Genomic DNA, 14,928 nt, shown 5'->3' with positions numbered 1-14,928 from the left:
CCCAATTTACTTCAAGGTTTGATAAGCCGCATAAACTCGAGTCACTGTCGTGACCCAGCACACCAGACCAAAAACATACGCCAGTTCGACAAAGTAGCTCGGCAATAGACAGATCAAAACGAGGAAGCCAATGGTTTCCGCCCCCTCAGCTAAACCACCTAAAAAGTACAAGGACTTATGACCATATTCTAAACGCTCAATGTTGCGCTTTTCCGCCATGATGGCAAAGGCTAAAAAGCTACTTCCAGTCCCCATAAAAGCAAAAATCAAAAAAGCTGCTGCAACAGCATTGGCTTCAGGATTCGCCAATACAAAGCCAAACACTACGCCAGAATAGAAAATAAAATCTAACGTAATGTCCAAATAGCCACCTAGATCAGTGGGCCCTTGCACTCTCGCGACCGCCCCATCCAAGCCGTCCATTAAACGGTTTATGACAATACACAGCAACGCTAAGCCATAGGCCTGATAATACAAAGCTGGCAAACTCATCATGCCGACAAAGAAACCAAAAAAAGTAATCTGATTTGCTCTAATTCCCATGGCATTGATACGCCATGCCAATGTTTGCAGGGGGGATTTAAGCTGTTTTATAAAAAACGGGTCAAACACGTTAATACCACTCTAATAGAAGACGCCAACCAATATCGCTTGCTACAATAGCCTGAAATTAGGATAAAGCAAGGTTAGTATGACACACGTAAAACAGTATGGTTCCACCGGCCCGAGTCTCATTGTCATTCACGGTTTATTCGGCAATGCCGATAATTGGCACTCCATCGCTCAATCCCTCGCGGAACACTTTACCGTGTATTGTATTGACCTTCCAAATCACGGCCAGTCCTCGCCTATGGTAGAGGCCACCTACCCTAAAATGGCACAAGCGGTGCTGGATTGGACTCAAAAAGCAGGCTTAAAACGTTTCCATCTCTTAGGCCATTCAATGGGTGGTAAAGTCGCCATGCAAATGGCCAGCTTAACAGACAATATCGACAAGCTCATTGTGGTCGATATTGCACCAGTGGATTACCAACCAAGCCACACAAAGATCTTAGAAGGTTTGCAAGCCCTTAAAGCCCACCCCCTCTCAAACCGTAAAGAAGCGGATAGCCTACTTGCGCCATATGAACCGAGCTTGCCAATTCGTCAATTCCTATTAAAGAACCTTTCTAAAACGGATCAAGGCTTACAATTGACGTTAGCTGTGGAGAACATTGCAAACGCTTACCAAACCATTTTGGCCAAACCTGAGCTGAGAGAAGGCAACCCAGTTGCCACTCTTTTCATCAAAGGGGAAAAATCAGATTACATAGTGGCGGAGTATCAAGACAGTATTTTACGCGCTTTCCCGAATGCCAGCTTTAAAATAATAGCAGGCACAGGTCATTGGTTACATGCTGAAAAGCCTGTGCCTTTCACCAGTTTAGTAAAGCGTTTCTTAGGGTAAACTAGGCCGATTCTGAACAACGCACGATTAGCAATTGGAGTCTGAACAGAGTCCAAATTGGTCTTTTAAATAAAGTTTGGAAGGTAAGACAATGCCATAAGCTTTAACCAAGTATGGGTTGAAGCTAACTCGTAGCCATTCAGGGTAAGCCGCCTCAGCCATAGTTCCTGTCGCCGTCCACTCTTGAATCATCACACTCAATAGTGCCAACTTATGCTTAGCATCTGAATGAATAGCGAACAAAGCTCCTGCTCGCACAAAGGCAAAGGACGGCCCCACCATCACTTTTTGCTGATGAAACAAGAGTTTTAAAATATCTTGGGCATTACCTTGTTGATACAACTGACTATCAACAATGGAAAAAATCAGATCCGAATCGTCCAACAGAAAACTTAATGACCTTAGCACAGAGAGACGGTCTGTCGATGTTTGCCAAAACACCAATTCAAAACCATATTCAGCAGCCAGCTTCTGCATTGAGACAGTATCCAGTTGAATGGCATCAGAATATAACACCGCTAAAGGTTTCGGATTTAGCCAAATGGCTTTGAGCAGAGCCAGACGCTTTTCCATTGGCGCCGCCGAAAAAACCGCACTGGTCGGTACAGAACAATTCATACGAATGGTTTGATATTCTTCTTCACCAATAAAGAGAGCAAAAAGAGCACCTCGTGACATGGACAAACAAGCTTGCTGAAAGCTATCACGACCAACCGAGATCACCACATCCTGATCTTCAATACGGGGAATACTATTCAGGAAGTAAGCTTGACGAATCGGGATTGGCGGGACGCTACTGGCAAGACGCTTAGAAAGCTGAAACGTCAAGGATCGTACCGAACTCTCTTCCGTATCGTGCAGTACATAGATGGCAGCGGACGCATGAAACGTCAACAGCCATCCAAAAAAAATAGAAAAAATCCTTTTCACTCTTTGATCAACCAAACTTAAAAGGTGAGACTTGCAAATACATAAGTATAGGCATCTTTTTCTAAAATGTTGTGTCTAGACACCAGGGCATTATTGTCTAAACGAGCCTCTACTCCAGCCCCCAAAGTCGCTTTGCTATACAGGCCAAATGAATGACGATACGCCAGCCAACTGTTGATCAACTGATAATCTCGCCCTCCGAGCTCTTTGCCATACCAGTAATAACCTTGAACAGACCAATGGTCTGATAATGGCACACTACTGAACAAGGACATCATAATTGGCGTGGTGGCACGCTCTAGTCGAGAATTATCCGTTTGCGTATCTTGGTAGGCATAGGTAAAACGCGTGATCGCACCGGAACGAGAACGCCAATCCAGCTCCAATTCTACGCCATCAATCATGACGTCTTCTGTCACCCCTTCTTCAATCGGTGCGTCCGTACCAGACAGAGCACTAAAAACTTTTGAACTGAGCACCATATCATCCACTTCGTCATGATACAGCTTGACGTCCAATGACAAACCTCTGGTTGGCCAGTAATGATAATAACCCAGTTCATAGGAGGTGATTTTTTCTTCATCTTCTCCTTCATCGGCGTAGGTCACCGTTGAACGATCACCGTTTGATAAAACATAGTGCCAGCGGAAATGTTGATCCGACAAATCGGGTGTACGTACCGCCTTTGAAACATTAAAACGCAGGGAGTCTTGCTCTGATAGCCGATAAGTCATACCCAGTTTAGGAGACAAAAACGTCCCGCTCAATTCACTGTGCTCTAACATGGCGCCCGTATTCAGTACCCAATGTTGATCTGCTCGATATTCTAAATTAGAAGACAAACGAAACACTTCATCCCGAGCGATACCTGACAAATAATGCTCCGATTCTGCTTTTTCCCAACGATAACCCAACGCTGAAATCACCCTAAGTTGGTTCGCCGCCTGCCAAGTGCTTTGCAGTTCAATATCATGACGAGTTTCAATTAAATCCACTTCGTAGGAAGCGTTGACATTATTCGTTTCTGAACCACCAAACATCAAGTTATAGAAGTCATTATTTAATAAAGCATCATGGAATTCATTCGCATCAGAATAGTCATAATAATATTGCAGCTTTAATTCATGATGAGTAGAGGTTTGCTGACTAAAGCCTACTTTGATGTATTCCCGATCAACGATTCGCAAAGGCTTATTCGTATCATATGAACCGGGATCCGATGTAGTCTCATACTCAGAGGGATCAATATTGGCTTTTAAATGGCTTGCCCCCATGTCTAGATCAAAGCGGCTATCTGAGGTTTCTTGTTGAAGAAACACATTTCCCATCATTGCGCCATGACCGTCATGCCGGTCGTCCCCATAAACGTCGACATCAAAACCGTCCACCCTAGTCGTTGAAGCCGATGCACGATAACTCCAATCCTTATTTAAACCACTGTGTTGACCATACAAACGCATATCACCTTGGGATCCAGCATAAGCCGTTATGCTATTTCCTAGCGTCTCTAATGGTGAACGTGTAATGATGTTTACAACGGCAAAAAAAGAATTAATACCGTAACTGGCCGCATTGGGACCACGGTTAATTTCGACACGCGCCACATCTTCAATACTCAAAGGTAAAGTCGCCCACTCGACTCGCGCCAAACCAACACTGTAAACAGAACGCCCATTAATCAATACCTGAATACGACGATATTGATCAAGCTGAGTACCATGATAGGATGCGACAATCTGACTGGAAGCATGATACGGCACGACGGAAAAACCCGGTACAAATTGCAGCAGATCCTCAACATATTGCATATTAATTCGACGAATAAATTCCCCGTCTAACACTGACAAAGTAGAAGACACATCGACTCTAGGTTGAGGGATTTTCGAGGGCGTAACGACAACAGGGATGTCTTCTAGAAAACCATCATATCCCCCCAAATCAGTGTTGGAACTACCCGAAGTAGCTAAAAAATCCACATCCGAAAATAATAGATCGTCCTCAGCCCATACTGCAGCACTGCAGATACACAACAAAAACAAGTGAAATCGCATACTGTTATTTCAGCCTATACTCATCCGCTAAATAGGTTCCTAAAATTCGCACCTCTTCCGAGAAAAAACGCAACTCTTCTAAGGCGGCTTGCATAGCTGGAGCTTGAAAATGCGCTTCCACATCCACATAAAACTGAGTGGCGGTAAAATTGCCATTGACCATATAACTTTCCAGTTTGAGCATGTTAATCCCTTGCGTGGCAAAGCCCCCCATGGCTTTATACAAAGCAGCAGGAATGTTGCGTACACGAAACATAAAGGACGTAATATAAGTATGCTCTGATTCGTACACTGGCATTTTTTGTTGACGAGAGAACACCAAAAAACGTGTGGTATTACCTTGGGTATCATTAAAGTGAGTTTGCAGCACCTTTAAACCGTACAGTTCCGCTGCCAATTCAGATGAAATCACCGCTAATCCTGGCTCATCTTGCTCAGCAATGTGTTTGGCGGCACCCGCCGTATCGTACATAGCCAGATTTTTCGCTCCCAACGCCTTAATATTACCATCGCATTGGGCTAACGCTTGTGGGTGGCTGCCGATTCTAGTCACTTGATCTAGAATCATATCATGACGGGCAATCAAACAGTGGTTAACCGGCTCAAAGTGTTCTTTGACAACAAACAACTGTGTTTTGCGTAATTCACGATAAATCTCTTCAACACGACCAGCGGTCGAATTTTCAACGGGAATCATGGCGTAAAAGGCATCGCCTTGTTCAACCATATGTAGAGCGTCGGCAAACGTCGCACAATTAACGCTCGTCCAATCAGGAAAGGTGTGTTTGCAAGCCAAATGAGAATAAGCACCAGGTTCGCCTTGATATGCGACGATTTGACTGGCATCAAGTGTTAAAGAAGAATCAGGCATAATATAATAGGATCTTAATAAGAATTGTTTTACATTATCAAATAGACACTAGGATATACATCCTTATTTCTGACAAAAAGCGGACAGAACATTATGATTAAACGCCTTGCTCTGCTTTTAATAAAAGCCTACCAATATGGGATTAGTCCATTACTGGGCAATAACTGTCGATTTTACCCAAGTTGCTCTCAGTATAGCCTGCAGGCCATAGAACGTTTTGGTGTAATAAAAGGCAGTTATTTGAGCATCAAAAGATTGTCTAAATGTCATCCATGGCATGAAGGTGGCGAAGATCCAGTGCCTGAAAAGGTGTCATGCTGTCACGCTAAAACGGATTCTGAAAAAGAATCATCATAACCGTCGACTACTTGTTACTCATTCGAAGACATTTGCAATTTGAGCTCACTGGCCACCAGTACTGCTTGCGTACGATTATTAATGTCCAGCTTTCTAAAAATAGCCGTAATATGTGCTTTTACGGTTGCTTCTGAGATCGATAGTTCATAAGCAATCTGTTTGTTCAACAAGCCTTCATGCAAATAACACAACACCTTGTATTGTTGTGGCGTCAATTCAGCGACACGCTTTTGCATGGTTAAATCTGCCGTGGGTTGGTTATCAACGTCTCTTTTAAGGGACTCAGGTAACCAAATATCCCCCAGCAAGATTTCATTAATGGCGGCTACATACACTGTAGGCTCACTGGTCTTTGGAATGAACCCCAAGGCCCCCGCTTCAATCACTTTGGCAACCAACGCACAGTCTTCACTGCCAGAAATAATGGCCACAGGAACATCTGGAAAATCTCGCCGAATGCGAATCAAGCCATAGAGCTCTCCGCTGCCGGGCATATTCAAGTCCAGTAGCAAAAGATCCAGATCTTTTACCTGTTCCAGACAACGTATAGTCGAATCCAAATCATTGGCTTCGACTATGTCTACGTCTTTAATTTCTGCCCGCAGCGCACTGCTCAGTGCGCTGCGGAACAATGGGTGGTCATCCGCAATAACAAGTGACAGCACATTTTATCCTTATTAGGTCAGTACTATGTCTACTCATTTAAACGGTTTTCAATCAAATCATCAACCACACTAGGATCCGCTAGGGTACTGGTATCCCCTAATTGGTCTTGTTCATTGGCTGCAATTTTACGCAAGATACGACGCATAATCTTGCCTGAGCGAGTTTTAGGTAGACCTCGACTCGCCCATTGAATCAAATCCGGTGTCGCAATTGGGCCAATTTCCTGACGCACAAACTGCTTAAGAGACTTACTCAATTCATCATCCGGTGTCACACCAGACACTGGGGTCACATAGACATAAATACCTTGTCCTTTGATGTCGTGCGGGTAGCCAACAATTGCAGCTTCCGCCACCGATGGATGCGCCACCAAGGCACTTTCAATTTCAGCCGTACCCAAACGGTGACCAGACACATTTAACACATCGTCCATACGGCCGGTAATTAGATAATGTCCGTCTTCGTCGCGTGAAGCCCCATCTCCCGTGAAATACATACCATCAAAGGTACTGAAATAGGTTTGTTCAAAACGTTCATGGTCACCATACACGGTGCGAGCTTGCCCTGGCCAAGAGTCGGTCAATACTAAACCGCCTTCAACCAACACGCCTTGCTGACTTTGAATTTCCCCTTGAGCATCCACCAAAGCAGGCTGAACACCATATAGAGGACCAGTACAGAAGCCAGGTTTAATGTCTCCTTGACCAATTCTTGGCGTCATCATCATGCCGCCTGTTTCCGTTTGCCACCAGGTATCCACAATAGGACAAGCCGAATTACCGATCTCACTGAAATACCAAGACCATGCCTCTGGGTTAATAGGTTCACCAACGCTACCAAGAATACGCAAGGATTTACGTTCACTGCTTTTCGTAGCTTCGTCGCCTTTTGCCATCAAAGCTCGGATGGCCGTTGGCGCTGTGTATAAAATCGTGACATCAAACTTATCAACCACTCGACCAATGCGTCCAGAATCTGGGAAAGTCGGCACCCCTTCAAATAAAATACTGGTTGTGCCATTGGCAAGGGGGCCATACACCATGTAACTATGGCCAGTAATCCAGCCCACATCGGCCGCACACCAGTAAACATCGTCCGCTTTTAAATCAAACACAAGCTCATGAGTAATCGAAGCATAAACTAAATAGCCTCCTGTGGTATGTACCACCCCTTTTGGCTTACCAGTCGAGCCTGAAGTGTAAAGAATAAACAATGGATCTTCAGCGTTCATCGGTTCAGCAGGACATTGCGTCGATTCATTTGCCGTCTCTTGCGCCCAATCCAAATCACGACCAGCCACCCAGGGAATGTCCTTCTGGGTGTAACGGCACACCAAAACTTTTTCCACTGAAAGGCAAGCATTGTTGTCTAAGGCCATATCAACGTTATGTTTCAATGGAATGGTGTTACCCGCTCGCTTACCTTCGTCAGCCGTAATGACCAATTTCACACCACAATCGTTTAAACGATCCGCTATCGCGTGGGCAGAAAAGCCCCCAAATATAACGGAATGAATGGCGCCGATACGTGCACAAGCCAACATACTGTAAACGGCCTGTGGAATCATTGGCATATAAATGGCGACTCGATCGCCTTTTTTAATCCCTTGGCGTTTTAATACATTCGCCAATCGGCCTACTTCATCATGCAGGGTTTGATAGGTGACCGCGATTTTTTCATCACTTTCCAAATCCCCTTCACAGTAATAAGCCACTTTGTTGGCAAGTTGAGGTAGGTGACGATCGATACAATTGTGAGCCACGTTTAACTCACCATCTTCAAACCATTTTATGCTAATGTTACCTCGTTCAAACGAGGTGTTTTTGACCTTGGTATATGGCTTAGACCAATCTAAGCGCAAACCCTCTCTGCCCCAAAATTCGTCTGGGTTGTCAATCGATTCTTGATAGCGTTTTTCAAACTCGGCCTGACTGATATTGGCCTGATTTTCCGCTTCAACTGAAATTGCGCTATATAATGATTTCATAACCCGCTCCATTGTTAATGTTTTTATTCGGATGCAGAACTACTATAGCGGTCTGCCAATGCCTAGCTATTCCACTTTAGTCTTAATTTTATCTTTTGCCTTCCTAGCGAAAGGTAAATTAGGGGCAACAAAGCCTTGTATCAATTAAATCGACCCGCTTTGACAAAAAATGGCAAATTAACATCTTGTTTTTGATTTGATGTACGCCAAGCCTTTTCCAACGGCTCAAGACTAGTCAGTAACGCGTCTTCCCCATGTTGAACTATAAACTCCTGCGCCCCAGACCAGCTGAAAATAAAATCTTTCACCTGTGCAACAGACCAGTGGCAAACCAATTCAAATTCTGGCACGTCAATCAAATCTAGGGGGAATATGATGTCTCGATACTCATTCCACAACAGTCGGCTTTGTTGGGGCCAGTAAGGCGCCAAGAGAGGCATAACATGTTGCGAAATGGCGTGATCTTCTGCTTCTCCTATTAATAATCGGTTATACCCCCAACAGACAAATAAACCACCTGGTTTCAACACACGCTTTAATTCTTTCCAAAAGGCGTCTAAATCGAACCAGTGAAGAGCATGAGCCACACACACTAAATCAAAATGCTGATCTGGATAGTGAGTCATTTCCGCAGGTGATACTTGGTAAGTGACACGCCGATGTGGTGTGGCGGCATTTATTTGCGACTCACTAATATCAGAGGCTTCAATTTGATCAAAGTAGGCGGCCAGATCAACAGACGCTTGTCCGGTTCCACAGGCACAATCCCATACCACACTGGATGCGTTCACCTGCTGAAATAACCAATAGTAAAATTCAGCTGGATACAAAGGCCGAGTTCGTGAATAGTTACTTGAGCTTAGCCCATCAAATCCTCTCATCTAACCTTCTCCGATTGTCTACCCAACGTTTTTTCGCTTACCGCTTTGACCATAAGCAATGGGTTGGGGTTGATCTTGATTAAAACGCCATTATTGCGCTAGTACCTGATATTGGGTCAAAACCTGACGAGCTTCGATCACGCCTTTCACCCTATGAGCATGAATGCCCAGTGCTGATGCGGCATCAATGTTCAGTTGATTATCATCAACAAATAGAACCTCTTGTGGCGCGACACCTAAGCGCCTTAATACGTCCTCATAAACCGCTCGATCCGGCTTCACCAACCCCAGTTGATGAGAAGCAAAATAATGATGAAAGTGCCCCGCTAAGCCCATTTCTCCCATGAGTCTTGGCCAGTGAGCTGCATTGGTATTCGATAAAATGGCTCGATGGTATTCAGGTTTAACCTGATCCACTAACGCCAAGGCTCCGGCATACAAACCTCTTGGCCAAGCTTCAAATGCCTGCATAAAGGTGTATTTGTCCGTATTACTTGCCACTTCCTCTAATAAAGCATCAGCAAAAGCATCGAATGAAATTCGACCTGAATCAAATGCCGCAACGGCAGGCGATTGTAGCCACTGCCGCCATACCTCAGACTCTTCACCTTGAGTATTCAACATAGCATGCATTTCTCCAACGTCGCCCAAGTCCACCAGCACATTGCCCAAATCAAACATTACAACACGAATATTATGATCTTGTTTCATTTTATGTTTTCAGCTCCATCGGCAAAATATTGCTTATACTAAGGTATCTATTTGTAAAAAGAACAGGCAAAAAGGGCTTTTTAGCTCTTTCACCATGAGCCATTTTTTGCCGATCAGTCCCTTTCGACTATCAGCAAGAATCGGCTCAAATCTTGATAAAAAAAGGGTGAAACACTGACAATTAAATTAAAAACCTTATATTTCAATAAGATAAAAAGTTGGTATGCATTTCGCTATAGTAACACGCTATAGTTAAATTGGACTCACCCCATAATGAGGAGAAAAATAATATGAAATTGGGATTTGTAACCAAAGCCATTCTAAGCAGTGCTACAGCGGCTGCCATCGCACTATCATCTGGTGCTGCTTCAGCAGACGATAAGCGCAATTACATCCTAGCGACGGCGTCAACTGGAGGTACCTACTACCCTGTTGGCGTAGCGATTGCGACGTTGAGTAAAGTAAAACTCGAACCGAAATTTGGTTTATCCGTTTCTGCTATCAGCTCTGCAGGCTCAGGTGAAAACATCAAACTTCTGCGTGAAGACCAAGCTCAATTTGCTATTCTACAAGGCTTATATGGTGCATGGGCATGGGAAGGTGAAGGTCCTTTCAAACAATCCGGTAAGCAAACCGAGCTGCGCTCTGTCTCCATGCTTTGGCAAAATGTTGAACACTTTGTATTAAAGTCTGATTTAGCCAAAACCGGTACGGTCGCCGATCTAAAAGACTTAGAAGGGACAAACAATAAGTTTTCCATCGGTAAGAAAAACTCTGGAACGGAAGGATCAGGTCGCCAGCAGTTGAATGGCCTTGGCATTGATCCAGACAAATTCAGCTTAGCTTACATGGGGTATGGTGCCAGTGCGGACGCCATGCAAAACGGCAACATCGAAGGTATGAATACCCCTGCCGGTGTTCCTGTGAGTGCAGTGACACGTTTATACGCGTCCATGGGCGACAAAGTACAAGTACTGGACTTCACCGATGAACAAATGAAAGCGGCCAATGGTAATTACGAATTGTGGACTCGTTATGTGATTCCAGCTAACACTTACCCAGGCCAAACGAAAAACATCAACACGGTCGCGCAGCCGAACTTCTTGGCAGCCCGTGCAGATCTTTCAGAAGACGATGTTTACCAGCTAACCAAATCCCTTTATGAAAACCTCGGTTACTTGAGCGCAATCCATAAAGCGACGTCTGTTATGGCCATTGAAAAAGCCATTGCAGGTTTGCCGGTACCACTTCACCCAGGTGCAGCGCGTTACTATCGTGAACGTGGCATTGATATTCCAGCACGCTTGATTGCGGAATAACACGCCTTTTAATGCAGCGCCATAGTTTACCGATGCTCAATTGGTTGTATCTATGGCGCTTTGTTTGTTCTTTATGTATTCCTAAGGTAGCTTAATGACTGCTTCAACACCCTCTACAGACGACCAAGAAATCAATCTTGAGGACTTCGAAACCAAGCACCGCTCCAGCCCTTGGATCAATCGTTTTGTCTTTACTTTGTCGATATTATTAGCGGTTGCTCATATTTACATCAACACCATAGCAACCTTGCCCGAGTTATGGGTGTCTGCTTTTCATTTCGCTGGCTTTGGTGCCTTGTGCGCACTACTGATTCCTGCCAGCCCTAAGTGGCAACAGAGTAAGCTCGCCTTGCTCTGTGACAGCCTCATTGTCTTGGCACTAGCAGGCATGGTGCTTTACATCATTTTCTTTGAAGATGCGCTCTATGCCAGAGGCGTCACCTTTGATACTGCCGACTGGATTGTGTCCAGTGCCGCGGTGCTACTTTCATTAGAATTAATCCGCCGAACCAGCGGTTGGTTCATTCCTGTTTTAATCCTCATCGCCTTAAGCTATGTGGTTGTTTGGGGGCAATGGTTAGGCGGTATGTTTACCTTCCCAGGTTTAAGCATGGAAACGCTTCTGTATCGCAGTTTTTTTAGTACCGATGGCATGTTTGGTTCCATCTCCCGTATTTCGTGGAGCTTTGTCTTCATGTTTATCCTGTTCGGTGCTTTTTTAGTGAAATCAGGAGCCGGCGATTTCATTATTGATTTGTCTCGCGCTCTGGCCAGTAAAATGATTGGCGGACCAGGCTTTGTGGCGGTTTTAGGCTCGGGTCTAATGGGCTCTGTATCTGGATCTTCGGTTGCTAATACTGTGTCGACTGGTGTCATCACCATTCCGTTAATGAGACGCGCTGGCTTCCCTGCTCGTTTTGCAGCAGGTATTGAAGCGGCGGCTTCTACTGGTGGGCAGTTGATGCCTCCTGTCATGGGCGCAGGCGCGTTCATTATGGCCTCTTATACTCAGGTGTCTTACGTTACCATTATTGGTGCTGCGGCCATTCCAGCTCTGCTTTACTTCTTATCAGTTGGCTTTTTTGTTCGTGTTGAAGCCAAACGCAGTAAAGTCATCGCGACAGAAGATGACAGCAACATCGTTGTGTCTCAAGTACTCAAAGAAGGTTGGCACCATATTTTACCACTGGGTGTGCTCGTCACCTTATTGGTACAAGGTTTTACCCCAACCTATGCGGCGGGCTTGAGTATCATTGCGGTCATTTTGGCTTCGTTCCTGTCCAAAAAGCACAAAATGGGACCTGTCGCCATTTTAGATGCCATGGCACAAGGTGCGAAAAACATGTCCACCACAGCAGTGCTTTTGATTGGTATCGGTTTAGTGGTCAATGTCATCAGCACAACCGGCGTCGGTAATACCTTTTCTTTGTTGATCACGGATTGGGCGGGCGGCAGCTTGTTCTTTACTATTGTTCTGGTGGCCATCGCGTCTTTGATCTTGGGGATGGGGTTACCGGTGACGGCGTCTTATATTGTATTAGGCACCTTATCAGCCCCGGCTTTGTTCAACCTCATTTCAGAAAGCCAATTGGTTGATATGATTGCCTCAGGCACGCTTCCTGAAACCGCTCACGCTATTTTCATGTTAGTAGACCCAGGTGTCATGAGCGCTCTTGCTCAAGGTATGCCAATAGATCAAGCTCAAGCTCTGGTCGCTCAAGTGCCAAATGATTTCAAAGGCATGCTGATGGATCAAGCATTGGGGGCAGAACATGTGGCCATGATTTTGGTCACGGCACACATGATCATTTTCTGGTTATCTCAAGACAGTAACGTCACACCGCCGGTTTGTTTAACCGCGTTTGCAGCAGCAGCGATTGCCAAAACACCGCCAATGTTAACGGGTATGACAGCCTGGAAATTGGCCAAAGGTTTATACATAGTGCCGCTATTAATGGCCTATACCCAGCTTATTGGCGGTGACGCGGAAACACTCATGCGCTTATGCTTCTTCGGCGTCTTTGGGTTATACGCTTTAGTGGCGGCAATGGAAGGCTACTTAGAAGACAAATTGTCGATTCCATTTCGTGTCTTGGCACTGGCCGCAGCCGTTTTAATGCTGTGGCCTAATTTAGATATTTGGTTACAAGCCATTGGTTTAGGTGTCTTCTTGGTACTCTTTATTCTAGGAAATCGGAGTTATCGCGCCGCGGCATAAACCGTGTAACATCTGACCTGATTATTAAAAAGCCTAGTTTCATCAGCGTAACTAGGCTTTTTTTATAAAACAGTAAAGCGTTCAATACTCGCTTATTGATCCGATTTAATCGGCTCATCTTTCGCCATCATTTCAATCCACTGCGCAACGTTTCGATTATATTCGTCTCTTTGGTCTGCAGGGACAGATTTGGCCGTTGGAATTTTAGCGGTCATTGGGTTGACTGGGCGACCTCGAACATGCAATTCGTAATGCAAATGCGCTCCTGTGGTTCGTCCAGTGTTGCCTGATAAAGCAATCACTTGACCTCGTTTTACCTTCTGACCTTTTTTCACCAATATTTTGTTCAAATGCAAAAAACGAGAGCCGTAAGGTCCAGTGTAATCAATCACTATGTATTTCCCCGCGTATTTGTGTGTGGCCACTCGTGTTACCACACCATCGCCAGTCGCAAGGATTTTGGTGCCGACAGGTGTTGCTAGGTCAACCCCATTATGGGGTGCGGGATGTCCAGTAATAGGGTGAAGGCGATTAGCATTAAAAGGTGAACTAATACGGTAATGTTTCGCCGTTGGCCAGCGTAATAAGGCGGGGGTCAGGCTATTACCATCTTGATCATAAAAACGTCCATCAGAGTGTAAAAAAGCGCGATAGATTTTACCCTGAACTTTAAACTGCAAAGCCTCAATTTGAGTATCGCCTACAGAAACACCATCAATGCTGCCGTTCTTGACGATCAAATCAAATTCGTCATTCGCACGTAAATCCTTGCGGAAATTCACACGTCCTTTTAACACATCATGAATGATTAAAATGTTGTTATCCGATAAACCGACTTTCTTCGCCGACAAATAGAAGTTGCCTGTTATCTTGCTGTGAATACTGGTCTGCGTATAACGAATGGGCTTAATGTCTTCTTGATAAGTAAAGCCACCACTTCCATGACGAACATAAGACACACTTTTACTGATATCAATGCGTCGAGTCAGGGCTTGCAGCTGACCGTCACTGTCTAGCTTAAAGGTAAAGCGATTATTCGGCAGTAAAGGTTCCAACACCAAGTATTCTTGGTCAGCTTCTAAAACAGAGTACATGGATTCGCGAGACAAACCAAAGCGGGAGAAGATTTTCGCTAAGGTGTCTCCAGGCTTGATAACATAGTCGATACTTGGCGGGGCGACACTGGCTTGCTCCACTTCCTCTATCGGGTCAGTAGACAACAAGGATTCAAACTCGACATCATCACTATCCGAAGGTTCAATAAGATGCTTTTGAATACTGGTACTGGTTGAGCTAGTCGGCAGAACGTAGTCTTTAGGATTGGTTTCTGAAGGAGAAACCAGTGCTCGATAAACCCATAAAAATAGCAAAAAAACAGCCACGATAATGGCTAGCCAAGCTCGCTGGTCATCTAGGACCCAACGCGAAAGGCGTTTTAAAAACGGCATATAAAAACTCATAAGGAAATGTGGACTATTGAAAAGCCCAAC

The 14,928-nt window shown here is 44.8% G+C and carries 13 protein-coding genes; 4 read left to right on the top strand and 9 right to left on the bottom strand.

The features are described 5' to 3' along the window. Nucleotides 1-6: 6 nt before the first annotated feature. Nucleotides 7-612, bottom strand: a complete 606-nt coding sequence (locus ACHUFM_RS00870; protein ID WP_394178654.1) for a CDP-alcohol phosphatidyltransferase family protein — start codon at nt 610-612, stop codon at nt 7-9. A gap of 79 nt (nt 613-691) precedes the next feature. Here ACHUFM_RS00870 and ACHUFM_RS00865 point away from each other — a divergent pair, with 79 nt between their 5' ends. Further along, complete coding sequence (locus ACHUFM_RS00865) at nt 692-1,447, top strand: alpha/beta fold hydrolase (protein ID WP_394178652.1); 756 nt, start codon at nt 692-694, stop codon at nt 1,445-1,447. Between the two features lie 27 nt (nt 1,448-1,474). On the opposite strand, the gene ACHUFM_RS00860 is transcribed toward ACHUFM_RS00865, so the two are convergent. From ACHUFM_RS00860 to ACHUFM_RS00850, 3 genes are read right to left on the bottom strand one after another with little or no spacing between them, the layout of a single operon-like run. Then, the gene (locus tag ACHUFM_RS00860) at nt 1,475-2,341 is read right to left on the bottom strand and encodes a hypothetical protein (protein ID WP_394178650.1); all 867 of its coding nucleotides are present in this window, start codon (nt 2,339-2,341) and stop codon (nt 1,475-1,477) included. A gap of 53 nt (nt 2,342-2,394) precedes the next feature. After that, a complete protein-coding gene (locus ACHUFM_RS00855) occupies nt 2,395-4,428 on the bottom strand; it encodes a TonB-dependent receptor plug domain-containing protein (RefSeq protein WP_394178648.1) in 2,034 nt (677 codons plus the stop codon). Nucleotides 4,429-4,432: 4 nt separating this feature from the next. After that, the gene (locus ACHUFM_RS00850) at nt 4,433-5,299 is read right to left on the bottom strand and encodes a prephenate dehydratase (RefSeq protein ID WP_394178646.1); all 867 of its coding nucleotides are present in this window, start codon (nt 5,297-5,299) and stop codon (nt 4,433-4,435) included. A gap of 93 nt (nt 5,300-5,392) precedes the next feature. On the opposite strand from ACHUFM_RS00850, the gene yidD reads away from it, so the two are divergent. Then, entirely contained in the window at nt 5,393-5,656 is a 264-nt protein-coding gene (gene yidD, locus ACHUFM_RS00845) for a membrane protein insertion efficiency factor YidD (RefSeq protein ID WP_394178644.1), read from the top strand. A gap of 14 nt (nt 5,657-5,670) precedes the next feature. Here the strand turns inward: yidD and ACHUFM_RS00840 are convergent, their stop codons facing one another. The 4 genes from ACHUFM_RS00840 to ACHUFM_RS00825 all read right to left on the bottom strand — a co-directional run bounded on the left by ACHUFM_RS00840 (nt 5,671) and on the right by ACHUFM_RS00825 (nt 9,901). After that, nucleotides 5,671-6,321, bottom strand: coding sequence for a response regulator transcription factor (locus ACHUFM_RS00840; RefSeq protein WP_394178642.1), 651 nt, complete (start codon nt 6,319-6,321; stop codon nt 5,671-5,673). Nucleotides 6,322-6,350: 29 nt separating this feature from the next. Further along, entirely contained in the window at nt 6,351-8,309 is a 1,959-nt protein-coding gene (acs, locus tag ACHUFM_RS00835; RefSeq protein ID WP_394178640.1) for an acetate--CoA ligase, read from the bottom strand. 140 nt (nt 8,310-8,449) lie between these two features. After that, nucleotides 8,450-9,190, bottom strand: coding sequence for a class I SAM-dependent methyltransferase (locus ACHUFM_RS00830; protein ID WP_394178638.1), 741 nt, complete (start codon nt 9,188-9,190; stop codon nt 8,450-8,452). 90 nt (nt 9,191-9,280) lie between these two features. Next, a complete protein-coding gene (locus ACHUFM_RS00825) occupies nt 9,281-9,901 on the bottom strand; it encodes an HAD family hydrolase (protein WP_394178636.1) in 621 nt (206 codons plus the stop codon). 290 nt (nt 9,902-10,191) lie between these two features. Between ACHUFM_RS00825 and ACHUFM_RS00820 the strand changes: the two genes are divergently transcribed. Then, complete coding sequence (locus ACHUFM_RS00820; protein WP_394178634.1) at nt 10,192-11,220, top strand: TAXI family TRAP transporter solute-binding subunit; 1,029 nt, start codon at nt 10,192-10,194, stop codon at nt 11,218-11,220. 94 nt (nt 11,221-11,314) lie between these two features. Beyond that, nucleotides 11,315-13,438 (top strand): TRAP transporter permease, encoded by a 2,124-nt coding sequence (locus ACHUFM_RS00815; protein WP_394178632.1) that lies wholly within the window; start codon nt 11,315-11,317, stop codon nt 13,436-13,438. A 92-nt stretch (nt 13,439-13,530) separates the two neighbouring features. Here the strand turns inward: ACHUFM_RS00815 and ACHUFM_RS00810 are convergent, their stop codons facing one another. After that, nucleotides 13,531-14,886: a peptidoglycan DD-metalloendopeptidase family protein gene (locus ACHUFM_RS00810; RefSeq protein WP_394178630.1), complete on the bottom strand. Its 1,356-nt coding sequence runs from the start codon at nt 14,884-14,886 to the stop codon at nt 13,531-13,533. Nucleotides 14,887-14,928 lie beyond the last annotated feature (42 nt).

The sequence above is a fragment of the Marinomonas posidonica genome, assembly GCF_043643765.1.
GTDB classification, from domain to species: domain Bacteria; phylum Pseudomonadota; class Gammaproteobacteria; order Pseudomonadales; family Marinomonadaceae; genus Marinomonas; species Marinomonas posidonica_A.
The sequence above is the reverse complement of the archived record's forward strand: the minus strand, read 5'-3'. Positions and strand labels throughout refer to the sequence as shown.